Consider the following 24,773-nt stretch of genomic DNA (forward strand, 5'->3'; position numbering starts at 1 on the left):
TCCTCTTCCGCCCAAATCGCAACGGTTTTAATCCCAAGCTCATTCGCTGCCCGGAAAACGCGGATCGCAATTTCGGATCGGTTGGCAACAAGTATTTTCGATATCTTCAAGACGGTCTCCCCACACGCCAAAACAAAACTTCTGCTGCACTGCGGAATTAAGCAGCAAAACCCGGTCTTGGAAAGGGCAATTCCGGCGAGAACTGTCCTGTTTGCGCTAGCTCAGCAATCCATGACGAAAAGCAAGCGCTACGGTGTGCTGTCGGTTCTTGGCGCTGAAACGGCGCTGGATTCCGTTGATATACCAGTCGACCGTGTGGTTGGAGATCGATAGCTGACGTCCGATTTCCGTCGAGGTCATGCCGTCTGCCATCAGCGTCAGCACCTCCATTTCGCGCCTCGTAAGCTCGAGAGCGGAAACGTCGGGGGCATTGCTGAAGCCATGAGCCTGCCCGGAAAGATCGAGCAGGCGCCAGAACACGGCACGCGTGGCAGCATCAAGCAGCTCCACCTGCAAGGAGGGCAATTGCCGATCCTGACCGCCAATGAAGACCGCACCGATGAATCCCGCACGACCGTGCACGGGAAAGGCATAGCCGCCCTGCAGACCGTAACGTCCGGCATCGTGGAAAAAGACGCTCGCCCTTTTGCGATGCATCGCACGCGGCAGGCCCTCAAGCGCTTCCTTCCATTGAAACGGCTTGTGCACCATGCCGATCACCTTGCGGACGGGATCGACGAGATTGTATTTCTTGGCCCTGTAGACCTCCAGCCAGCCTTCGGGCAGATGTTGCGCGAGAATGTGTCCACTGGAGGCGATCTCCCCGGTCATCCGCCTGCTGACGAGAAAATATTCGAAACCGTATTCGCGAATGAGCGTTGCAAATTCGGAGCGAACGCGGTCGGCGCTTCCCGCCTGGTAACACGCTGAGATGAAGTGAAGAATATCATGCATAAAGACACGGGGTCCGGAGCTTGGCTTGAAGGGAATGACACGGAGGACATGGTCCCGCGATGACGTCATGTTACTCGGGCGCCGGTCGGTTGAGATTGAACATATCGTCGTTATCAATCCCTGAAACGAAGATGCTAAATCTTGTGACGGCAGGCCCCGGGAAACATCGGGTTCGGTTTTTTCGGTTCGCACGCGCGGTCAATCTGTTAAGCCGCCATTCAGACAGAAAGAGCGATAATTACACAAAATTCGCCGTCTCATGCAACCTTGCTAAAGTAGCATGGCGTTGAGGCCGAACAATAAACCGCTTGAAAAGACGCACGGACTGGATTGAAAATTTGACCTTGTTTCAGGTTTATACACGCGCTCTGCGCTATCTGACCGTTCATAAATGGCGTGTGACGGTGGTCGTCATTGCCAACGTCATTCTTGCAGCGATCACCATCGCCGAACCCGTACTGTTCGGCCGGATCATTGACGCCATCTCTTCTGGCTCCAATGTCACGCCCATTCTCATTCTGTGGGCGGGTTTTGGCGTCTTCAACACCGTCGCTTATGTCGCGGTCGCCCGCGAGGCCGACCGGCTGGCCCATGGCCGGCGCGCTTCGCTGCTGACGGAAGCCTTTGGGCGCATCATCTCGATGCCGCTCTCCTGGCACCATCAGCGCGGCACGTCGAACGCCCTCCACACGCTGCTGCGCGCCAGCGAAACGCTGTTTGGCCTCTGGCTCGAATTCATGCGCACGCATCTGGCCACTTTCGTCGCGCTGGTGCTGCTTGTGCCGACCGCCATGTCCATGGACATGCGCCTCAGCTTCGTTCTGATTGGCCTCGGCATCGTCTACTGGTTCATCGGCAAGTGGGTCATGGGCCGCACCAAGGACGGCCAGGCTTCGGTTGAAGAGCACTATCACAGCGTTTTTGCCCATGTCAGCGATTCCATCAGCAACGTGTCGGTGCTGCACAGCTACAACCGCATCGAGGCTGAAACGAAGGCGCTGAAATCCTTCACTGAAAAGCTCTTGAGCGCACAATATCCGGTGCTGGACTGGTGGGCCTTTGCGAGTGCTCTGAACCGCACGGCCTCCACCGTTTCGATGATGATCATCCTCGTCATCGGTACCGTTCTGGTCAAGAACGGCGAATTGCGCGTCGGTGACGTCATCGCCTTCATCGGTTTTGCCAATCTCCTGATTGGCCGTCTGGATCAGATGCGGCAATTCGTGACGCAGATTTTCGAAGCCCGCGCCAAGCTTGAGGATTTCTTCGTTCTGGAAGATTCTGTCAAGGAACGGGAAGAGCCGGGCGATGCCCGCGAATTGTCGAATGTCTCCGGCACCGTGGAATTCCGTCACATCAATTTCGGTTTCGCCAATACCAAGCAGGGCGTTCACGACGTTTCGTTCACGGCCAAGGCCGGTGAGACCATTGCGATCGTCGGACCGACGGGCGCCGGCAAGACCACGCTCATCAATCTGCTGCAGCGGGTTTACGACCCCGATTCCGGCCAGATCCTGATCGATGGAACCGATATTTCGACGGTGACGAAAAACTCGCTCCGCAACTCCATCGCCACCGTGTTCCAGGATGCCGGGCTTCTAAACCGCTCCATCCGCGAAAACATCCGTCTCGGCCGTGAATCGGCAACGGATGCGGAAGTGGTGGAGGCAGCGGCAGCGGCAGCGGCAACGGATTTCATCGACAGCCGTATCAACGGCTATCTGACCCAGGTCGGTGAACGCGGCAACCGCCTGTCCGGTGGCGAGCGTCAGCGCATCGCCATTGCACGCGCCATCCTGAAGAACGCTCCCATTCTGGTTCTGGACGAAGCGACCAGTGCGCTGGACGTGGAAACGGAAGCTCGCGTGAAGGCCGCTGTCGACGCGCTGAGAAAGAACCGTACGACCTTCATCATCGCCCACCGCCTTTCCACGGTCCGCGATGCCGATCTCGTTCTCTTCCTCGATCAGGGCCGGATCATCGAAAAGGGTACTTTCGATGAGCTGAGCCAGCGCGGCGGACGCTTCACCTCGCTGCTGCGCACCAGCGGCCTGCTGACGGAAGATGAAGGCCAGCAACCCCGGCCAAAGGCCATAGCTTCCTGAGTGTTTGGCTGACAGAATGAAGACAGGGCGGACAGCATGTTGTCCGCCCTTTTTCTTTGCCCGCTTCCCGACGGCGGCGCCAGATCACGGGTCTCCTATCGGAGAATTTCGGTCAAGGAATCTGCCAGCCAAAAATCGATCTGCCCGAATGGGATGACATTTCCCAGAAAAACAACATACCTGCTGCGAGATTAGTCAGGAAAACTCCGAGCACCACGCCAAGCGTTACTCCGACGCTCGTCTTCCGTGGGTAGCGCGCCAACCAACACGACAACGCCAGGGAAAGAATGGCGAGCAACACCGCCAGCGCAGATTCTGTGAAAGAGGTGGTGAATTGCAAGGTAACTCCCTTTCCGATCGACCGGGAATATCGCGAAACACGCGGAGACCAATCAAGATTCCTGCGTGCTATTCCTGAAACCGACCATACACGACGGATTCCTGCCGTTACCTGTTTTTAGTAATTGATCACTCACAACTGCTGCCTGAAAAGATTGACAACCGGTCGGACCGGACAACCAGGCACTGCGCCGTGAAGGCCTTCGCCTGCACGACCATCTTGGTGCCGCAGGACCTTTCGGCCGATGGCTGCGAAGGAGACCGGGCTTCCGGGCCATGATCCGGCGGATATGCAAAGTCGCAAGCCAAGCTAGCCCACAAAAAATTCAGGCCCCTGCGTCACCACAGGAGCCTGAATTTAAAGCGAACAGAGACCTGAGTCTCAGTCGAAGGGGATCACCCTGTCGCCTGCCGACAAAGCCTTGCCATCGACGGATACGGAGACTTCCGCCCCACCGGCCTTGCGGCTGACGGCGATGTCCCTTGCCTTCCCGTCGAGCGTGATCTTCACCGAGAAACCGCTCCAGTCCTCCGGCAGAGACGGCGCAATATGCAGCTTGCCGTCGGTGCGGGTGATGCCGAGAATACCCTCGACCGCTGCGCGGTAGAGCCAGCCGGCCGAACCCGTGTACCAGCTCCAGCCGCCACGGCCCGCATAAGCACCTTCACCGTAAACATCCGCGGTCACCACATAGGGTTCGACCCGATAGGTTTCTGACGATGCCGCATCGAGCGCATGATTGACCGGGTTGAGCAGCTTGAAGCAGTTCCATGCCTCCTGCGCCCTACCCTGCTTGGCGAGGGCAAGAACCACCCAGGTTGCGGCATGGGTATATTGCCCGCCGTTTTCACGCACGCCCGGCGGATATCCCTTGATGTAGCCCGGATCATGCGGTGCACGCGAGAAGGGCGGCGTGAACAGCCTGATAATGCCGGTCTGCTCATCGACCAGATGCTCCATGACGGCATCCATGGCCTGCCGCGACCGACCCTCTTCGCCTTCGCCGGAGAGAACGCTCCAGCTCTGGCCAAGAGAATCGATCCGGCACTCCTCGCTTTCGGCCGAACCGAGCGGCGTGCCGTCATCGAAATAACCGCGCCGGTAATAGCTGCCATCCCAACCCGCTGTTTCCAGCGCGTTGCGCAGCCTTTCCCGATGCGATGCCCATTTGCCGACGCGGTCGGCATCGCCACGCTTCTCCGCAATCGCGATGAAATCGCGCAACGCCCCGGAAAGGAACCAGCCGAGCCAGACGCTGGTGCCCTTGCCGCCGACACCGACGCGGTTCATGCCATCGTTCCAGTCGCCGCCGAGGATCAGCGGCAGACCATTTTCGCCGGTGCGATGAATGGCGAGATCAAGCGCCAGCGCCGCATGTTCGTAAAGCGTAGCAGATCTGTCGCTGGTCTCCGGCTGGAAGAAAGCATCATGCTGGCCGGGCATCAATGCGGCACCCTTCAGGAAGGGGATGCTTTCATCGAGGATCGCGACATCACCCGTGGCCGAGACATATTGGTCGATTGCATAAGCAAGCCAGACCACGTCATCCGAGATGGTGGTGCGAACACCGGCACCGGTCAGCGGCAACCACCAGTGCTGCACATCGCCTTCCGGGAACTGACGACCGGCTGCACGCAGGATCTGCTTGCGGGCGAGATCCGGCTGGTAGAGCAGGAAGGCCAGCGTATCCTGAAGCTGGTCGCGGAAGCCGAAGGCGCCGCTCGACTGGTAAAAGGCCGTGCGCGCCAGAATGCGGCACGCCAGCGCCTGATAGGGCAGCCAGTTGTTGACCATGTGGTTGAAACCGGCATCCGGCGTGGAAACCTGCAACTGGCCGGTAAAGCCCGTCCAGAACGCCCTGCTCTCGTCCAGCACCGTCTGGAAGTCCGCGTTGCGAACATCCTTCACCAGCGCTTCGGCCTCTTCCGCATTGTCGGCATCGCCGAGAATGAAGGTCATGTGCCGTTCTTCACCGGGCTTCAGATGGATTTCCTGCATCAGCGCGGCGCAGGGATCGCCATCGACCTCGGTGCTGCCGCTGAGTGCGCTACCCGACACGATGCCCTGCGGGGCCTGTGCCGAACCGAAGCGGCCGATGAATTCCCGGCAGCTGGTGGTGAAGCCGCTCGCCTCGCTGTCAAGCGTCAGGAACGCCGTGCGGGCGCTATAGTCGATGCTGTAGGGGTTCGACGCGAAGATCGCATTGCTGCCGGCATCGTGTCTGCTCAGAATGAACGGCGCGGATTTCTGGGCATTGTTGCCCAGCACCCATTCCACATAGGCATAGACCTTCAGGCGCCGGCTTTTTGAACCCTTGTTGCGAACGATGACCTGCGAGAACTTGACCGGTTTTTCGCGATCAACGGTCTGTGTCACTTCGACTTCAAGTGTATCGGCCACGCCTGTCAGCACGGAGTAACCCAGGCCATGGCGGGTTTCGAACATGGCTTCCGGATCGCGCGACAGCGCGGCGCAGGGCGTATAGAGCTTTCCTGTCTCCACATCGGCGACATAGAAGGCCTCACCCGGCCGGTTGACGACCGGATCGTTGCTCCAGGGCGTCAGCTGATAGTCGCGCGAATTGCGGCTCCAGCTGAAACCGGCGCCTTCGGCCGAAATGTGGAAGCCGAAACTCTCGTTCGAGATGACGTTGATCCACGGATGCGGTGTGGACTGCCCGCCATTGAGGCGCACAACATATTCCTGGCCGTTCTTGGCGAAGCCGCCAAAACCGTTCCAGAAATCGAGATCACCCGCATCTTCGACCTGTTCCGCAACCGGGAAGGACGGTACCGGCAGACGGGCCTGCGCAGCGTCGCTTGTGCCATCGGGGCCGCGATGGGCCGCAAACAGCGAGACCGCACGGTTGATCTGGTCGACAATCTTGCCGTTGCGCACGTGGAGAACGACGCGGGAAGCGGCGAGAAGCGCGCTCCACGTCTCTTCGTCCATCAGGTCGCGGCGCACGGAGAAGACGTGCGGACGACCGCCATCGGCAGGATTGATGCGGCGCTGCGCCTCGGAAATATGATCCAGCGCATGCTGCATGTCCTGTGCATAGGATGCAGCCCGTTCGTTGACGATAACGAGATCGAAGATCACGCCGCGTGAGCGCAGATATTCATGGGCGCTCAGCGCCTCACGGGCGATATCCATGTCCATATCGTCGTTGATGCGCAGGCTGAAGATCGGGAAATCGCCTGAAATCGCGAGCGGCCACAAAGCACGCTGCGAGGCAAGGCCGGTTTTCAGCGTTTCCGAATCCGCACGCAGATGCATGTCCGGATAGGTCAGATAACGGCCGAGATGCTGGAAGGCGGCCGCCTGCTGCGAGGTGACGCCCACATGGCGCATCTGCACCTGCGTGCGTGTCCAGGCGTGCACGAGTTCATGGGCAAACGCGTCCGGATGACGATAACGGTCGATCGCCTTGTCGACCTCCTCGCGGCTTGGCGCGGCAATCGTCCAGAAAATCACGCTCACCTTCTTGCCCGCCGGCACGCGTACGGTGCGGCGCAAGGACAGGATCGGATCAAGCGTAAAGCCGTCGTTGCTGGAAAGCGTCGCACCGGCATCGAAAGCCGCCGCTTCGCGCAGCGAGCGGCCGCGGCCGATGAACTTGGCACGATCGGTCTCGAATTCCGTCGGGCGCGACGGGCCGGCATTGTCGGCGGCAAGATGCGCGATGACGGTGCCGGGCTCGTTCGGGCTGCGACGGTTGCGCCAGGCGCGGATGACATCACCGCGGCGGCCAATCTCGGTCTGCACGAACATGCGCGAGAACAGCGGATGGGCGTTGTCGTCATCTTCAGACGCAATGACGGGCTCCATATAGGAGGTCACTTCGATATAGCGATCCTCGGAACCGACATTGAGCAGCGTGACGCGGCGGCCTTCGGCATCGTGCTCGGTGGCGACAATGCATTCGACCACGCTCTGCAGATCGCCGGTGGTCTTGTGGAACTCGGCCTTGTCGTCGGTGAAGATCGTCTTGGTCTTTTCGCCTTCGATAACACGCGGCTCTGCCGTCGCACTCCACCATTGTCCGTTGGTGGTGTCGCGCAGGAAGATGAAGGTGCCCCAGCGGTCTTCGGTCGGATCGGCCTTCCAGCGGGAAATCGCCTGACCGTTCCACTTCGAATAACCGGCACCCGTAGAGGTGAGCATCGTCGAATAATGGCCGTTCGAAAGGAACACCACTTCGCGGTCGCGCGCGGCCGGGTCGACGATGGAGCGCACTTCCGCACGCAACAGGTCCGCCTGTTCCTTGCCGGGGGTTTCCGGCTCGTATTTCGCGCTCATGACGGGCACTTCGCGCGGTGCCTTTTCCTGCAACAGCAGTTCGGCCGCTTCAATCACCGGATCGGAATGGAAGAGTTCGCGCAGCACGCCATCGAAAGCGACGTTGGCGACGGCCGCAATCGACATGCCGTGGTGGTGGGCATAATAGTTGTAGACCACCGCGCAGACCTTACCATCAGGCACACGTGTCGGTGTGAAATCCACCGCATCATGAAAGCCGTACTGGCCAAGCGCGCCAAGCTTGCGCAGCTTGTCGAGGTTCTCAAGCGCACCATCAGGATCGTACTGGCTGGCGAGGATCGACGCATAGGGCGCGATCACTGCATTCTGGCCAAGGCCGCGCTTGAGACCAAGCGTCGGCACGCCGAAGTTGGTGTACTGGTAGTTCATGTTGTGATCGCGGGCGTTGAACGCCGCTTCGGAAATGCCCCATGGCGTGCCGAGACGGCGGCCGTGGTTCATCTGTTCCTTGACGATCAGATTGTTGGTCTGGTTGAGAATGCCACCCTGACGCTCCTGCATGACGAGCGGAGGCATCAGATATTCGAACATCGAACCCGACCAGGAGACCAACGCGCCCTGCGCACCGATCGGCACGACCTGGCGGCCGAGACGGTACCAGTGCTCGGTCGGCAGATCGCCCTTGGCGATGGCAAACAGGCTGGTCAGGCGGCATTCGGACGCCAGAAGGTCGTAGCAGGCCTCGTCCAGTTCCTTGCTTTCGACGCGGTAGCCGATCGACAGAAGACGGCGATCCTTGCGATAAAGGAACGTGAAATCCATCGAGAAAGCGAGGTTGCGGCTGCGGTCGCGCAGCGATGCAAGACGCTGGCGTAGCGGCTCCATATTGGTGAGGTCGATGGCGCTGTCTGAAATATGCGCCTCGCAGCAATCCACGAGCAATTGCGCCCAGCGGGTCACTTCCGCGCTCTGCGCAGACTTCACTTCGTGATCGACATTCGTAGCGAGCTTCTGGATGTCGCGCGCGAGTACCGCAAGATTGATGACGCGGATCGATGCGAATTCATGCTCGCGCTTGACCGAGGCAAGAGCGTTCGAAAAACCGATGATGCGTTCTTCGAGGCGGCGATGCAGCGGACGCAGGTTCTTGCGGTCGTCAGGCAGCGCTTTCAGCGTTTCGCGCAGAATGCCGGCGAGATCGCCGATACCGTCGAGATTACCCTGAAGATGCGCGGAAGGCGCTTCTGCCCACTGGCGGCAGGCAGACGAAACCGCAATCAGGTGACCGGCGAGGTTGCCGCTGTCCACCGCCGAAACGTAGCGGGGTCCAAGCGTCTGCAACGTGTCCGTATGGTACCAGTTGTAGAGATGGCCGCGATGTTTCTCCATCTTCTCGACGGTCTGGATCGTGTTCTCGATCCGCTCCAGAGTATCGGCAAAGCTGATCCAGCCGAACTGGCGCGCCGAAATGATGGAGAGCAGGTAGACGCCGATATTGGTGGGCGACGTACGCGATGCGACGATCGGCTCCGGCGTTTCCTGGAAGTTATCAGGCGGCAGGTGGTTTTCCTGCGGCGTCACGAAGGCCTCGTAATAACGCCATGTGCGGCGCGCGATCTTGCGAAGCTCGAAGGAGACGTGTTCCGAAACGAACAGCCGGTCTTCGGTTTCAGCCGACTGGCTGACATACCAGGCAACGGCAGGCGACAGAACCCAGAGAAGCGTGAAGGGAATGCCGATCAGGAAGGCATTGTCACCCGGCAGCGCCGCGAACAGCAGGCCGAGCATCGCCACTACGGGCGCATGCCACATCTGTCGATAATAATCGATGATGCTGCCCTGCGCGCTCGACTGCATGCTGGCGGCGGTACGCCATTCCAGCATCAGCTTGTGGCTGACGAGCAGGCGGTAAAGCGAGCGGGCAATAGCATCCGTCATCATGCAGGCGGCATCGGCGATGAAGACGATGCGCAGCGCCACCTGTGCGTTGGTCGCGCGGATTTCCGACCAGATGGTGTGAAAATGCGCCTGCGGCACGATATCGGTGGAGCGGGGCACGAGGCCGGAGAGCAGGGAAAGCGTGGGGGCTACGAACAGCGAGAAGATCAGCAAAATCTGCCAGATCAGCGCGCCCAGTGGGTCCATGAAATACCAGCCGAGGATCGAAGCGAAGAACCAGGCGATCGGCGTCAGCGAGCGACGCAGGTTATCGACCATCTTCCAGCGGCCGATCGCGGTAACGCCACGGGCACGATCGAGGATAAAGGGCAGAAGCTGCCAGTCGCCACGCGCCCAGCGATGCTGGCGCGACACTTCAACCTCGTAACGGGTCGGGAAATCCTCGACCAGCTCCACGTCGGTCACCAGCGCGCAGCGCGCGAAGGAGCCTTCGAGCAGATCGTGGCTGAGAATGGAGTTTTCCTCGATCCGGCCCTTCAGCGCCGCCTCAAAGGCATCCACGTCGTAAAGGCCCTTGCCGGTGAAGGTGCCCTCGGACGTCAGGTCCTGATAGACGTCGGAAACGGTGAAGACGTAAGGATCGATACCGCGGTTGATCGAGAAGACCCGCTGGAAAACGGATGCGTCCTTGCCGGTGGTGAGCGAGGGCGTTACGCGCGGCTGCAGCAGACCGTAGCCTTCGACAACCCGTCCGGACACCGGGTCGATCACCGGACGATTGATCGGGTGGTGCATCTTGCCCACGAGCTTGGTCACCGCATCGCGCATCAGGCGCGTATCGGCATCCAGTGTCATGACGTATTTCACGCCCTCCGGCACGACATTGGCGCCGCCCAGGAACGTTGTATCCTTGTCGCCGCGCAGCAGCATGTTCAGCTCATGCAGCTTGCCGCGCTTGCGCTCCCAGCCCATCCAGCAGCCTTCAGCCGAATTGTAGATGCGGCGGCGGTGTAGCAGGTAAAAGCGCGTCTTGCCGTCAAAGGCATAACGGCTGTTCAGCGCCGCAAGCTCACGCTTGGCATAATCGAGAATTTCGAGGTCATCGTCGGACTGTTCATACTGCGCATCGCGCCAGTCGCTCACCAGCGAGAAATAGATCTCGCCATGCGGATTGGCGAGATAATGCACCTCGATATTGCGCATCATCTCATCGACACTGTCGCGGCTGGTCAGCATGCAGGGCACGGCAACCAGCGTGCGGGCGTCCTGCGGAATGCCGTTCTTGAACTCGTATCCGACCAGCCGGAACGGCTTCACAAAGAAGGTGACGAGCGTGTTGAAGAGGCCGGTCGCGCCCTCGGATGCCGGCAATGCGAACATCAGCAGGAAGGCGGTCACCACATACCAGGGCATGCCCGCCTGCGCCAGGAACCAGCCAACGGCGAGCATGGCGAGCGCGGTGATTAGAAACACCGGCGCCGCAATCGCAAGCCAGTTGAACTTGCGCATCGCCCGGACGATACGCTGCGACACCAAAGGCCGGTAACCCAGCGCCTTCTCAAGCTCGAAACGACGCTGGCCCACGAGCACGGAGCCGACATTGACGGGATGTGTCTCGTCCGCCTCCACAGGCGTATCAGCGCGCGCCATTTCGACAGCGGCACGCGCAACCTCAACTTCAGTCTTGGGAGAACGGCGCGCCAGAAGTTCGATAGTATTGCGGTAGGTGTTTCGCGAACCGAAATCGAGCGTTTCGTAATCGGTCTCTTCGCGCAGAACCTTGTCGATGTGGCTGACTTCCTCGAACCACACCGACCATTCGGTATCGTCGATTTCGCGCAGGCTCTTGACGATGTTGCCCATCGTCACGTTGCCGGATGCAAGACGGTTATGTTCCGACATCATGACGTTTTCGGCGTCCGTGCCGGCAGCATGCAGGCGCTCTTCGAGCCATGCCACCGCAAAACCCGATGTCTGGGAGCCGTTGCGGAGACGATAAAGGAATTGCGTTGCGAAAGTCGGGTCGTCGACCAGCGTATCGACCTGCTTCAAAAGGGCCGCGGAGGCCTCCGCATCGTTGAGACGAATGATCTCGTCAACGACCTCGTTCGCCTTCTGGCGCATGCGGCGCGAACGCTCCACACGGATGGAGATGCGGCGAAGATTTTCGATGAGGACAAAACGGATGATCGACGGCAGCGCCCACAATTCGCCGATCTGCAGCGTCTTTGAGGTCTGGTAGCCATCCACCAGCGCCGTCATGTTCTCGCGCGAAACCGTGCTGTGGGTATGGGCGACATAAAGCCAGCCGAGCGCCATGACCCGCGGGATCGTCACACCGCCCACCGTCATCGTCGGCAGCTGGCGATAGAACTTGCGCGGAAAATCGCGGCGGACTTCCTGGATCGCCTCTTCGATGACGTAGTGATTGTCGAGCAGCCATTCCGCCGCCGGCGTTATCGTCGCGCCATTTTCCGCGTCGACCGCCGTTGTGCGGTAGACCCGCAGAATTTCCTTCTCGTTCTCACGATGACGTTCGAAGAAATCGAACTCCATGAAGCCGGGAAGGCTGTCGGCGCCATCGCGCGAAAGCGCGGCGCCCGCATCATGCAGTTCCTCGACCGTCATATAGGACGCGCGGATCGAATCGTTATGATCGATCTGCTTCGTCTCGGAATCACGGGCGGCGGCGGTCGGGGTAATATGAAATGACATCGGGCTCGTATTCTGAACTTTAGGGAAACTTGTTCGACTTGACCGGCATTTCGTCCATGGCGGGAACACATACGAAAATCAGGCCACGCTATATTTATGACTTATCCTGAACCTTCGGTGAACCGGACCGGACGCCGTGCGGAACGAATCGTCAGGCGGGTGGTATCCGCAGGTGCAGCATGTTGCAGTGAAATTATTCCGATACGATCGGAAAACCGCAGATCGGTGCGGACAGGAGATTTTCGATAACAGGAAGAAAATGGCATCCTGCGGCCCGGCAATGCCGTTCCGACCGAATTTCGCACCCTCCCCGACGGCGAAAATTGTTCGCGCAACGTCGATAATCCCCCGTTGACAACCTGAAGGGCAACGCGGAACCGAGACTGTCCGCGCTACATCCGAAAGAAGCTAATGCCCCAGGACGTCAATAGTTCCATGCCACCTGTCGCGGCACGATGCAAGCGCTGAATTTCAGGCCATTTCCGCGCCGATAACGACACTTTAGAATACATAAATATGCTGATATGTCCTTTGGGAAAGACGCCGGAAAAAACGGCCAAACCCGGGATTCTGAAAATGACGAAACAGACCGCGAATATCGCATCCTTTGCCAACCATATGCCGGATGTGGTGGCCATACGCCGCCACCTGCACCGCAATCCGGAAATCGGTCTTTCGGAGTTCAAAACCTCGGACTTCATTGCCGGGCAATTGGTGGAAATGGGTTATGAGGTGACGCGCGGGCTCGCCGGCACCGGTATCGTCGCCACGCTCAGCAATGGCGACAGCACGCGCACGCTCGGCATCCGCGCCGATATCGACGCCCTGCCGATCCACGAAGAGACGGGGGCGGATTATGCAAGCGCCAATCAGGGCGTGATGCATGCCTGCGGCCACGATGGCCACACCGCCATGCTGCTCGGCGCGGCAAAGATCATCGCTGAGCGCAAGAATTTCGACGGAACCCTGCATCTGATCTTCCAGCCGGCGGAAGAGAATTTCGGCGGCGCCAGAATCATGATCGAGGACGGGCTGTTCGAACGTTTTCCCTGCGATGCGGTTTTTGCCCTGCATAACGATCCCGGCCTGCCCTTCGGGCAATTCGTGCTGCGCGAGGGGCCGATTCTCGCCGCTGTCGACGAGTGCAAGATCACCGTCAACGGTTACGGCGGCCACGGCGCCGAGCCGCAGGACGCGGCCGACCCCATCGTTGCCGGCGCGAGCATCATCATGGCCTTGCAGACGGTGGTATCCCGCAATATCCATCCGCAGTTGTCGGCGGTCGTCACCGTTGGCGCGTTCCATGCGGGTGCTGCCAGCAATGTGATTCCCGAGACGGCGGAAATGCTGCTGACCATCCGCTCCTTCGATCCGGGCGTGCGCGATGAGCTGGAAAAGCGCATCCGGGCGATAGCCGAAGGCCAGGCGGCCAGCTATGGCATGAGCGTCACCATCGATTACGAGCGCGGGTATAACGCAACGGTCAACCACAAGGCGGAAACGGATTATGTCGCCGATCTCGCCCGCCGCTTTGCCGGAACTGAAAAGGTGGCTGAGATGCAGCGCCCGTCGATGGGCGCGGAAGACTTCGCCTATATGCTGGAGAAGCGGCCCGGCTGTTATTTTTTCCTCGGCACCGCGCGCACCGACAACGACCCGCCGCTGCACCATCCGAAATTCGATTTCAACGACGATATCCTGCCGATCGGAACCGCTTTCTGGGTTGATCTGGCCGAGGATTACCTGAAGGCATGAATGGACATGAAAAAGGCCGGTCGGAGGAGCGACCGGCCTTTTGTTCTCAAATACCCTGATGAGAAAGTCGGGAGGATCAGGGAACGAGACCGAATATGACGGCAGCGACAAACGCCACGCAGACGCCGACAAGAGCCGCATGAACCGAATCTTTCCAGTTACGCGGCGACTGGGGCTGCGAGACAAAGTCTTTTACTTTTCCTGCCTTGGAATAAGACATTGTGCACTCCCTTCCTGCTCGGCCCTTCAAAGCAGGCATTGCTTATTTCACGTAGAGAATAGCTTTATTCCCCACTGTTTCAGTAGAGATAAAATTCCATAAGATTGGCGCATCGGGAAAAATACGGATTGCGACTTGCCCACCGGCAAGCATCAATCTACCCATTGCCCGGGATCAACGCGCTGGAGGGCATTTCCGTTCAAAACCAGCGGCGGGCACGGAAAAGACCATGACGGATATCGACGCCATCATCATCGGAGCCGGGGTGATCGGACTGGCGACAGCACGCGAGCTGGCGATGCGCGGCCTCTCCGTCATCATCCTCGAAAGCGAAAAGGAATTCGGCTCGGCCACTTCCTCCCGCAACAGCGAAGTCATTCACGCCGGGCTCTATTATCCGGCCGGAAGCCTCAAGGCCCGGCTTTGCGTGGAAGGCAAGGCGCGACTCTATGCTTTCTGTCAAAGCCACGGCGTCTCATATCGCCGCTGCGGCAAACTCATCGTCGCCGCGAGCGATGAAGAGACGGCCATGCTCACCACCCTCCGCGAAAAAGGCAAAGCCAACGGTTGCGACGACCTTGAGCTGATCGATGAGCGACAGGCAGTCTTGCTCGAACCCGCGCTCACCTGCGTCGCAGCCCTGACATCGCCCTCGACCGGCATTATCGACAGCCATGGTTATATGTTGGCGCTCCTTGGCGACGCGCAGGATCATGGCGCAGCCCTTGCCCTGAACGCACCCTTCGAAAAGGCAGAAGTGATCGGCGATGGTTTCCGGATTCACGTCGGCGGCGCGGAGCCCACAAGCCTGACATGCCGGCTGCTCGTCAATTCCGCCGGGCTTGTTGCGCCGATGGTGGCAAGAAAGATCGAAGGATTGTCGGAGGATTTGGTCCCGCAGGCGCGTTTTGCCAAAGGCAGCTATTTTTCGCTGGCCGGCAAGTCGCCCTTTTCACGGCTGATCTATCCCGCACCTCACACCCATGGCCTTGGCGTGCATCTCACTCTCGATCTTGCCGGCCAGGCCCGTTTCGGGCCGGATGTGGAATGGGTGGACACCATCGACTACACCGTTGATCCCCGCCGCATGGAGGGTTTTGGCGACGCGATACGGCGTTATTGGCCGGGCCTTCCCGACCATGCGCTGATTCCGGCCTATTCCGGAATCCGGCCGAAGATTTCCGGTCCGGACGAACCGGCCATGGATTTCCGCATTGACGGGCCGGAAAGCCACGGCGTTGCCGGCCTCGTCAATCTCTTCGGCATAGAAAGCCCCGGCCTGACCGCCTCGCTGGCGATTACCAACGAGGTCACGGCGCGACTCGAGGCTTGATCTCAACCTCATTCAGCCGAAACGGGACAGCGCGCCCGCCATGATGTCAGGATCGACATTGCCGCCGGAAGCCACTGCAATCACCGTTTCGCTCTCCAGTTCATCGCCGTGGAAGAGGGCCGCCGCCAGCGCCACCGCACCACCGGGCTCGACGACGATCTTCAGCCGGTTGAAGGCGAGAACCATCGCCCGCAGCGCTTCCTCCTCGGTCACGGCAATGCCCTTTCCGCAAAGCTCCGCCATGATCGGGAAAGTAATGTTTCCGGGCTGTGGCGTGACGATCGCGTCGCAGATCGAACCCGAGGTCGTGGCGTTACGCTCGATCTTGCCCGAGGCAAGGGAACGGGCCACATCGTCGAACCGCTCCGGTTCTGAAGTCCTGACCTTGTAGTTCTGAGCTTTCGCCGCAAGTGCAAGGGAGATGCCGGATGTGAGGCCACCGCCACCGCAAGGCACCAGAACCTCGGCTGCATAGATACCCAGCTCCGCGCCCTGTTCGGCAATCTCCAGCCCCACCGTCCCCTGCCCGGCAATAACCAGCGGTTCGTCATAGGGCCTGATCAGTGTCAGCCCACGCTCGCGCGAAATGCGATCTCCGATGGCATCGCGATCTTCGTTCGCCCGGTCGTAGAGCACCACCTCCGCGCCATAGGCGCGGGTATTGTCGATTTTGATCTTCGGTGCATCCGACGGCATGATGATGACGGCGGGAACGTCGTGCAGGCGGGCTGCAAGGGCCACGCCCTGCGCATGGTTGCCAGAGGAAAAGGCGATCACGCCCTTGGCGCGCACCTGCGCCGGCAGGCCGGAGACGGCCGACCAGCCGCCGCGAAACTTGAAGGAACCCGTCCTCTGCAGGCATTCGGCCTTCACGAACAGCTTTCGCCCGGCAATCTCATCCAGAAAAGGTGACGACAGCAATGGCGTCCGCACCGCATGGTTGCCGATACGCTCGCGCGCGGCCTCTATCATCGAAATATCTGTCATGTCCTGCCCTCGATAATGCGGATGTAACGCGGATTCGCGGATACATTAGGAGGTCGCAATCAAATGCGAAACAGTCCGAAAGGAAAAATCCCCGGACGTGGCCGGGGATTTTTGTCAGGTGCGATCAATGATTGTGCCGGGGCATCTTCTCGGCGATCCGGCGGAAATCCGCAGCTCCTTCCAGAACCGCGCCGTCCGAAAGCTGGGTCACCGACTGACGATAAATGCGCTGCCAGGGCGTCGCATCCGCGGGAACAGCGGGAATGCCGTCAGCCTTGCGGGCCGCAAGCTCCTCATCCGGCACCAGCGCATTGCACTCGCCTTTGTTGAAGTCGATGCGGATCACATCGCCCGTGCGGAGCCATGCCAGCCCGCCGCCTGCGGCACTTTCCGGCGAGGCGTTGAGGATCGACGGGCTGTCCGCCGTTCCCGATTGCCGGCCATCGCCGATCGTCGGCAGGCTGGTGATGCCTTTTTTCAGGAGCGCATCCGGCGGCTGCATGTTCACGACCTCAGCCGAACCCGGCCAACCGAGCGGCCCCGCACCACGAATGACGAGAATGGTGCGTTCGTCGATATCGAGAGATGGATCATTGATGCGGGCGTGATAGTCTTCCGAACCATCGAACACCACACATTTGCCCTCGAAAATGCCCTCGCGGCCCGGCTCGCTCAGATAACGCTGACGGAATTCCGCCGAGATAACGCTCGTCTTCATGATGGCGAAATCAAACAGATTGCCCTTGAGGACGAGGAACCCGGCCCGTTCCTTGAGCGGCTTATCGTAAGGCAAGATCACGTCGCGGTCGGTCGATTCCCGCCCGTCCAGATTTTCCGCCACCGTTTTGCCGGTCACGGTCGGACAGCTTCCCTCGAGCTTGCCCGCTTGCAGAAGCTCCCACATGATGGCGGGCGTACCGCCGGCGCGGTGGTATTTCTCGCCCAACCATTTGCCGGCGGGCTGGACATTGGCAAGCAGCGGAATGTCGTAACCGTGGACCTGCCAGTCCTCTTCACGAAGCTCGACGCCTGCATGCTTGGCCATTGCTGCCAGATGCGGCTGGGCATTGGTCGATCCGCCGATTGCCGAATTGACGCGGATCGCGTTCAAAAACGCCTCGCGCGTCATGATGTCGGAAGGCTTGATATTCTCGACAACCAGTTCGACGGCGCGGCGGCCGGTGCGATAGGCCATCTGGCCGCGTTCGCGGTAAGCGGCCGGGATTGCGCCGCAGCCGGTCAGCGACATGCCGAGCGCTTCGGCAATGGCATTCATGGTCGAAGCCGTGCCCATGGTGTTGCAGTGACCGACCGAAGGAGCGGATTCGAGCGCCGCCTGCAGAAATTCCTCGCGGGTGATTTCACCGGCGCCGTATTTGCGGCGCATGCGCCAGATGACGGTACCGGAACCAACGAGATCACCGTCATGATACCCGTCAAGCATCGGCCCGCCAGATAGAACGATGGCCGGAATATCGACGGTGCTTGCCGCCATCAGCGCCGAAGGCGTGGTCTTGTCGCAGCCCGTGGTCAGAACGACGCCGTCGAGCGGGTAACCGTAGAGCACTTCCACGAGGCTGAGATAGGCCAGATTGCGGTCAAGCGCCGCCGTCGGGCGCTTGCAGTTCTCGAACATCGGATGGGTCGGAAACTCGATGGGAATACCGCCCGCATCGCGGATGCCGTCACGCACCCGCTTGACCAGTTCCACATGGACGCGGTTGCAGGGCGTCAGGTCACTGCCGCTCTGGGCGATGCCGATAACCGGCTTGCCGGAACGCAGTTCTTCCGGCGTCACACCGTAATTCATGAAGCGCTCCAGATAGAGCGCCGTCATGTCGAGATGGTCAGGGTTGTCGAACCAGTCCTGGGACCGCAGGCGGCGCATGGGTGTCTTGTCGTCGCTCATGAGATCGCTTCAGCCCTGTTCGCGGTTGTTGAGTTTTTCGAGGTAAAGCAGGATGCCGCTATGGTCGATATCCGCCCCGCCATCGCCGACGAAATCATCGAATTCCCGCGTCACCTGCTGGGTGAGCGGCAGGGTAAGTGACAGGTCCTTCGCCGTTGCCAGCACGCCGTTCAGATCCTTGAGCTGGAATTTGGACGGACCGCCCGGCACGAAGTTACGCTTCACCATGCGTTCGCCATGCAGTTCCAGAATCCGGCTTTCGGCGAAACCACCACGTATGGCGTTGCGGAAACCTTCACGGGATGCACCGCCCGCTTCCACCAGCATCATCGCCTCGGCAACCGCGCCGATGGTGATGGCAACGATCTGCTGGTTGGCGAGCTTGCAGAGCTGGCCGGCACCCGAGGGACCGACATAGGTAAGCCGGCCCATCGGCGCGAAGACATCCGCAAGACCCGAGATCAGCACCTCGTCGCCACCGACCATGATGGCGAGCGTACCGGCCGTCGCACCCGGCACACCGCCGGAAACCGGGGCATCGACGTGATGAATACCGAGCGCCTCAAGCCGGGAGGAATGCTCGCGCGCGATCGGCGGCGCAATCGAGCTGCTGTCGATGACAACAGCGCCCTTTTTCAGCGCTTCGGCCACACCGGCCTCAAACAGTACTTCGCCCACGGCCTTGCCGTCGCTCAGCATGGTGATGACGATATCGGCACCCTTGGCGGCCTCCGCCGGAGATGCTGCGAGAACCGCACCATCGGCAACCAGAGCCTCGGCCTTATCAACGCTGCGGTTCCAGACCGTAACCGAAAAGCCGGCGCCCAGAAGACGCCGGGCCATCGGCCCGCCCATCAGGCCCGTGCCGATAAAGGCAACCGACCGCTTCTTCTCCTCCCCGCCAACACTCATTTCAGTGAACCTCCCAGCTCGTCCTCGATATGAACCTGAATGATCTCTTCGAAGGAGCTTTCAGCCGTGAAGCCCAGCTCCCGGGCGCGCTTGGCCTCAAAACCGGGCGCCCAGCCCTCACACATGCGCATGATCATCTCGTTCGGCTCGCGGCGGATGAGAGCGACAGCCTTTTCGCCTGCGACCTTGCGCAGCGCGTCGATCTGTTCGCCGACGGTGGCGCTGAGACCAGGCATCGACAGGTTGCGGCGCGGACCGACCTTTTCGACGTCGATCGTGGCGCCATGGATGAGGAAACCGACGGCGGAACGCGGCGAGGCATGCCAGTGGCGAATGCTTTCCGGCACCGGCAGAACCGCTTCCTGGCCAACCAGCGGCTCGCGCAGGATATTGGAGAAGAAGCCGGAGGCAGCCGCGTTCGGCTTGCCGGGACGAATGCAGATGGTGGGCAGGCGAATGCCGATACCATCGAAGAAACCGCGACGGCTGTAATCGGAGAGCAGCAGTTCGCAAATCGCCTTTTGCGTACCGTAGCTGGTCAGCGGCGTGGTGTGGAATTCATCCGGGATCGGATAGGGGAGCGGCGCACCGAAGACGGCGATCGACGAGGTGAAGACCACGCGCGGCTTGTAACCATCCTTGCCGTTGGCAATGCGGATGGCGTCGAAGAGATAACGCGTGCCATCGAGATTGATGCGGTACCCCTTGTCGAAATCGAGTTCGGCTTCACCGGACACGATGGCAGCGAGGTGGAAGATGGCATCGGGGCGGGCTTCGACCAGCTTTTCAGCTTCGCCCGGCGCGGACAGATCGGCCGCCCGCGCATCAACCGCACCGGAGAAGCCGGCGGGCGCTTCAGGCTGGAACACGTCGATAAGCGTGAACCTGTCGATCGGCCTGCCACCGAGCGACCCGTCCTTGACGAGACGCTGCGTCAGCTTGCGGCCAACCATACCTGCGGCGCCGATGATTGCGATATGCATGTCTTCCTCCTCTTTGTCCCGGTCATTCTCCCGAGACCGAAAAAACATCATCGGCCAGCCGACCGATAAATTAGCTTGTAAGGTTGTCTGATAACCTTATATGATCGAGTTGAAAATAGTATTTTTTCACAAACCGGCAAAAGCAAGGGCGAAAGACCTTTGCCCGGATATTTTAGGGCGGATTGGACGGAGAGGGTGGAATGACGATCGTGAGCGAACACGATATCGAGGAATTGCGGGTCTCGTTGAAGAACAGTCTGGGCGAGGCTTTGCTGCTGACATCGCAGGAAGACATGCTGCGCTATTGCCGCGACTGGCACGGCGACGTCACCAGCTCGGCAGTGGCCGTGATCCGCCCTCGATCGACCAAGGAAGTCTCCGACACCGTTCGCGTCTGCGCCGAACTCGGTCTCGCCATCATTCCCCAGGGGGGCAATACCGGACTGGTGCTCGGCGGCATTCCCGATGCGCCGAAGCGTCAGGTTGTGCTGAACCTTGAGCGCATGAACGCCATCCGCACCATAGACAGCGACGATTTTTCGGCCGTCGTGGAAGCCGGCTGCATTCTGTCGGAATTCAAGGATGCGGCGCAGGACAAGGGAATGTTCTTCCCGCTGTCGCTCGGCGCGCAGGGCAGCTGCCGCATCGGCGGCAATGTTTCCACCAATGCCGGCGGCATCAACGTTCTGCGTTACGGCATGACCCGCGAGCTGGTGCTGGGTCTCGAAGTGGTATTGCCTGACGGCACCATCTGGAACGGCCTGTCGACGCTGCGCAAGGACAATCGTGGCATTGACCTGAAGCAGCTATTCATCGGCGCAGAAGGAACGCTCGGCATCATCACCGCCGTGTCCGTCAAGCTTTACCCCAATCCCGAACATGTCGAGACGGCGCTGCTCGGCCTCAATTCGCTTGACAATGCCATCAAGCTCTACCGCCGCGCCCGCCGCGAATGCTGCGACCTGATGTCCGCCTTCGAATTCATGCCGCCGGTTGCCTTCACACTGGCGATCGAGGCGATACCCGACCTCAAGATGCCGATCGCCGGCGATTACCCGGCCTATGTGCTGATGGAGATTTCCGGTTCCGGACTGGTGGATACCGCCGACCTGATGGGGCGGTTCCTTGAGGGTGTCATGGAAGACGGTCTGGTGCTGGACGGCGTCATCGCCTCCTCGCGGGCGCAGGCGCAATCGCTGTGGCTCTTCCGCGAGGGCATGAACGAAGGTCAGGCACTGCGCGGTTCCCATATGCGCACCGATATTTCGGTGCCGCTGTCGAAACTTGCGGCCTTCGTGGCCGAAGCCGAAGCGGAACTGGCGGAAAAACTGCCGGAGTGCCTGGCGGTTTCCTACGGCCATGTCGGAGACGGAAACGTCCACCTCAACGTGCTGCCGCCGAACGGCGCGACGCCGCAAGAGCGCGAAGCGTTCATCTATAAGTCCAAGACACTCGTTAACGAGGTCCTTGACCGCTATGTCGGCAGCATCAGCGCCGAACACGGCATCGGCCGCCTGAAGCGTTCCGATTTCGAAAGCCGGCTATCCGATGTGCAGCGTCGGATGATCACGGGTCTGAAAAACACTTTTGACCCCGATTTGCGGATGAATCCCGGTTGCCAGATAACCCTGCAACCGGATAGCTAATCGAGGAACAGTAAAGGCGGCTGAAAACGCCGCCTTTGAAAACCCCGTTGACGGCGAAGGAGGAAGTCGCCTGCCGCGGGAAAAAGAACCAATCGTTTCTGTGGAACGGGAGCAACCATGACGCTGGAGTTCAATCAGATACATCGCAACGACCATCTGCCCGGCCGGATCGCCGCGGAGATCGCGCGCGAAATCAATGATTCGAAGCTCGGCCCGGGCGACAGGCTGCCAACCGAACATGTTCTGGCGAAGACCTTCGGGGTCAGCCGCTCGGTCATCCGCGAAGCGATCGCGCAATTGCGCAACGAGGGGTTTGTCGAAACCCGGCAGGGTGTGGGCGCATTCGTCACCGATCCCCGGCAGAGACTATCCATCCGCATCGAACGCTCCCGGCTGAACGACCCGGAGAATTTCCGCGATCTTTTCCAGCTTCGCATGCCTCTGGAAATAGAGGCAGCGGGTCTGGCCGCACTGCATCGCAGCCCACAGCAACTGACGCGGCTGGCGGCCGCTTTGGAAAAGATGAAAACCGCCGATGACTGGTCAACGGAAGGCGTTGCTGCCGATCTCGACTTTCACCGCATTCTGGCGGAAGCGACGCAGAACGAATATTTTCTGATGTTCCTCGGCTTCATCGCGGAACGCATCAGTTCCGCGATCAACATCGCATTCTCCCGCGCGGTTTTTGGTGAAATTCTCGAGGTGACGATCGCCGAACATGTGGCAATCTATGAGGCCGTCGAGAAGGCAGACGCCGCTGCCGCCAAGAACGCCATGCGCAAGCATCTGATCGGCGCCGCAAGCCGGGTCAACCTCGAACTGGATATCTTCTGAGAGCAGCGAAAGACCACGCCGGCAAAGCTATAGGACAGGTTTACGGCTTTCCGGGAATTGAGACGCGAAAGACGACAAATTTGTCGGCAAGGCCGCTAGACTCGTAGCAAAAGTCATACTAAGAAGAATGGGATTAAGTTGTCAGACATCCAGACAATAAGACCGCAGGAGGCGGCCTGTCGGATGCTGAAGGGGAGGACTACATGACCGGCACAAGGTCCATCGACGCTACTGCAATTTTGCCTGAAGATTTCGAAAACGCGCTGCTCGTCGGCCGCGTCTGGTCGAAAAGCGAGGGCGGCCCCTGCCCCGTCCTGCTCAAGGGCGACGTGCTTTATGACCTCACTTCGCTTTCCCCGACCATGTCCGAACTTCTGGAAAACACGGATCTGGTGGAGCGGCTCGCCGACACCGGTACACTCGTCGCACTCGGTGCGCTGGAGGCGTTTCTGGATGGTTCCGCCGGCGAACTTCTTGCCCCCAATGACATTCAGGCCGTCAAGGCTGCAGGCGTCACCTTTGCCGACAGCATGCTGGAACGGGTGATCGAAGAGCAGGCCAAGGGCGATCCGCTGCGCGCGCAGGAAATTCGCGGGCGGCTGGCCCCGGTTCTCGGCGACAATCTCAAGGGACTTGAGGCCGGCTCGGAAAAAGCCGCCGAAGTCAAGAAACTGCTCCAGGAAATGGGCCTGTGGTCGCAATATCTGGAAGTAGGTATCGGCCCGGATGCGGAGATCTTCTCCAAGGCGCAGGCCATGGCCTCGGTGGGCTGCGGCGCCCTGATCGGCGTTCACCCGAAATCGCAGTGGAACAACCCGGAACCGGAAGTGGTGCTGGCCATTACCTCCGATGGCCGCATCATCGGCGCAACGCTTGGCAACGACGTCAACCTGCGCGATTTCGAAGGCCGTTCCGCCCTGCTGCTCAGCAAGGCCAAGGACAACAACGCCTCCTGCGCGATCGGTCCTTTCATCCGCCTGTTCGACGGCAACTTCACCATTGAAGATGTGAAGAAGTCGCAGATCTCGCTTCTGGTCGAAGGCGAAGACGGTTTCACCATGACGGGCGTCAGCCCCATGGAGGCGATCAGCCGCACGCCGGAAAACCTTGCGTCGCAGCTTTTGAACCGCAACCATCAATATCCTGACGGTGCCGTCTTTTTCCTTGGCACGATGTTCGCGCCGGTAAAGGACCGCCATGGACCAGGTCTCGGTTTCACCCATTCAAAGGGGGACCGTGTCGAAATCTCCACGCCCAAGCTCGGTAAGCTGATCAACTGGGTCACGACGACTGACGAATGCCCGGAATGGACATTCGGCACCGCGGCCCTGATGCGCAACCTGGCGAAACGAGGGCTGCTCTAGATATTTCTTCGGGAGGGGAAAATGCAAAAGACCATCAATCTCTTTTACCGGATTCTCGAAATCATTCTCGTCCTGCTGCTCGCCGGCATGTCGATCATGGTCTTCGTCAACGTCGTCATGCGTTACTCGATGAATTCCGGCATCAACGTCTCGGAAGAACTGTCGCGCTATTTCTTCGTGTGGCTGACCTTCCTCGGCGCCGTGCTCACCTTCCGTGAGAACAGCCACATGGGCATTGAAACGCTGGTGATGTTCCTGTCGCGCCGTGCCCGCATCGTCTGCATGATCGCGTCGAACATCATCATTCTGGCCTGTTCCGCCATCTTCTTCTGGGGAACCTGGAAGCAGTCAGGCATCAACGCCAGCATGCATGCCCCCGTCACCAAGCTTTCGATGATCTGGGTCTATGGCATCGGCATGTTCACCGGCGGCCTGATGTTCATCATCGCGCTGGAACGCCTCTACCGTCTTTTGACGGGCCGCGTGACAGAGGACGAGATCGCCCAGTTTGCGGGCGAGAACCTGACGATCGAACAGCTTTCGGAGCGCTGATA

16 protein-coding genes are annotated in these 24,773 nt (G+C 60.0%); 7 read left to right on the forward strand and 9 right to left on the reverse strand.

Annotated elements, in window-relative coordinates; translation table 11 throughout:
• Together V6S97_RS29230 and V6S97_RS22700 are read right to left on the reverse strand one after the other, a co-directional pair.
• The coding region (locus V6S97_RS29230) for a biotin carboxylase N-terminal domain-containing protein (RefSeq protein ID WP_442886098.1) at positions 1 to 110 on the reverse strand (110 nt) is incomplete at its 3' end.
• Positions 111 to 216: 106 nt separating this feature from the next.
• Entirely contained in the window at positions 217 to 954 is a 738-nt protein-coding gene (locus tag V6S97_RS22700; protein WP_003505141.1) for a helix-turn-helix transcriptional regulator, read from the reverse strand.
• A gap of 338 nt (positions 955 to 1,292) precedes the next feature.
• Here V6S97_RS22700 and V6S97_RS22705 point away from each other — a divergent pair, with 338 nt between their 5' ends.
• Positions 1,293 to 3,059, forward strand: coding sequence for a glucan ABC transporter ATP-binding protein/ permease (locus tag V6S97_RS22705; protein WP_111794322.1), 1,767 nt, complete (start codon positions 1,293 to 1,295; stop codon positions 3,057 to 3,059).
• 112 nt (positions 3,060 to 3,171) lie between these two features.
• On the opposite strand, the gene V6S97_RS22710 is transcribed toward V6S97_RS22705, so the two are convergent.
• Both V6S97_RS22710 and V6S97_RS22715 read right to left on the reverse strand, forming a co-directional pair.
• Positions 3,172 to 3,399: a hypothetical protein gene (locus tag V6S97_RS22710; protein ID WP_334427774.1), complete on the reverse strand. Its 228-nt coding sequence runs from the start codon at positions 3,397 to 3,399 to the stop codon at positions 3,172 to 3,174.
• Positions 3,400 to 3,780: 381 nt separating this feature from the next.
• Positions 3,781 to 12,276, reverse strand: a complete 8,496-nt coding sequence (locus tag V6S97_RS22715) for a GH36-type glycosyl hydrolase domain-containing protein (protein WP_334427775.1) — start codon at positions 12,274 to 12,276, stop codon at positions 3,781 to 3,783.
• Between the two features lie 576 nt (positions 12,277 to 12,852).
• Here V6S97_RS22715 and V6S97_RS22720 point away from each other — a divergent pair.
• Positions 12,853 to 14,031 (forward strand): M20 aminoacylase family protein, encoded by a 1,179-nt coding sequence (locus V6S97_RS22720; RefSeq protein WP_162729130.1) that lies wholly within the window; start codon positions 12,853 to 12,855, stop codon positions 14,029 to 14,031.
• Between the two features lie 76 nt (positions 14,032 to 14,107).
• Here V6S97_RS22720 and V6S97_RS22725 read toward each other — a convergent pair whose 3' ends face one another.
• Complete coding sequence (locus tag V6S97_RS22725; RefSeq protein WP_003505150.1) at positions 14,108 to 14,251, reverse strand: hypothetical protein; 144 nt, start codon at positions 14,249 to 14,251, stop codon at positions 14,108 to 14,110.
• A 229-nt stretch (positions 14,252 to 14,480) separates the two neighbouring features.
• On the opposite strand from V6S97_RS22725, the gene V6S97_RS22730 reads away from it, so the two are divergent.
• Positions 14,481 to 15,584: an NAD(P)/FAD-dependent oxidoreductase gene (locus tag V6S97_RS22730; protein WP_113083190.1), complete on the forward strand. Its 1,104-nt coding sequence runs from the start codon at positions 14,481 to 14,483 to the stop codon at positions 15,582 to 15,584.
• Between the two features lie 12 nt (positions 15,585 to 15,596).
• On the opposite strand, the gene V6S97_RS22735 is transcribed toward V6S97_RS22730, so the two are convergent.
• The 4 genes from V6S97_RS22735 to denD all read right to left on the reverse strand — a co-directional run bounded on the left by V6S97_RS22735 (position 15,597) and on the right by denD (position 20,375).
• Complete coding sequence (locus V6S97_RS22735) at positions 15,597 to 16,571, reverse strand: threonine ammonia-lyase (protein ID WP_334427777.1); 975 nt, start codon at positions 16,569 to 16,571, stop codon at positions 15,597 to 15,599.
• 124 nt (positions 16,572 to 16,695) lie between these two features.
• Positions 16,696 to 18,480 carry an IlvD/Edd family dehydratase gene (locus tag V6S97_RS22740; protein ID WP_080864123.1) on the reverse strand — a complete coding sequence of 595 codons (1,785 nt, stop codon included), beginning with the start codon at positions 18,478 to 18,480 and terminating at the stop codon, positions 16,696 to 16,698.
• A gap of 9 nt (positions 18,481 to 18,489) precedes the next feature.
• On the reverse strand, positions 18,490 to 19,392 hold the full coding sequence (locus V6S97_RS22745) for an NAD(P)-dependent oxidoreductase (RefSeq protein WP_003505160.1): 903 nt from the start codon (positions 19,390 to 19,392) through the stop codon (positions 18,490 to 18,492).
• Positions 19,389 to 20,375 carry a D-erythronate dehydrogenase gene (gene denD, locus V6S97_RS22750; protein ID WP_334427778.1) on the reverse strand — a complete coding sequence of 329 codons (987 nt, stop codon included), beginning with the start codon at positions 20,373 to 20,375 and terminating at the stop codon, positions 19,389 to 19,391. The genes V6S97_RS22745 and denD overlap by 4 nt, the downstream gene beginning before the upstream one ends.
• 200 nt (positions 20,376 to 20,575) lie before the next feature.
• Between denD and V6S97_RS22755 the strand changes: the two genes are divergently transcribed.
• The 4 genes from V6S97_RS22755 (at position 20,576) to V6S97_RS22770 (ending at position 24,771) form a co-directional block, all read left to right on the forward strand.
• Entirely contained in the window at positions 20,576 to 22,021 is a 1,446-nt protein-coding gene (locus tag V6S97_RS22755) for an FAD-binding oxidoreductase (RefSeq protein WP_334427779.1), read from the forward strand.
• Between the two features lie 117 nt (positions 22,022 to 22,138).
• Entirely contained in the window at positions 22,139 to 22,855 is a 717-nt protein-coding gene (locus V6S97_RS22760; protein ID WP_003505172.1) for a FadR/GntR family transcriptional regulator, read from the forward strand.
• 203 nt (positions 22,856 to 23,058) lie between these two features.
• A complete protein-coding gene (locus V6S97_RS22765) occupies positions 23,059 to 24,219 on the forward strand; it encodes a fumarylacetoacetate hydrolase family protein (protein ID WP_334427780.1) in 1,161 nt (386 codons plus the stop codon).
• A 21-nt stretch (positions 24,220 to 24,240) separates the two neighbouring features.
• Positions 24,241 to 24,771, forward strand: coding sequence for a TRAP transporter small permease (locus tag V6S97_RS22770; protein WP_003505177.1), 531 nt, complete (start codon positions 24,241 to 24,243; stop codon positions 24,769 to 24,771).
• Positions 24,772 to 24,773 lie beyond the last annotated feature (2 nt).

The organism is Agrobacterium sp. CCNWLW155 (assembly GCF_036888815.1).
Lineage (GTDB): Bacteria > Pseudomonadota > Alphaproteobacteria > Rhizobiales > Rhizobiaceae > Agrobacterium > Agrobacterium radiobacter.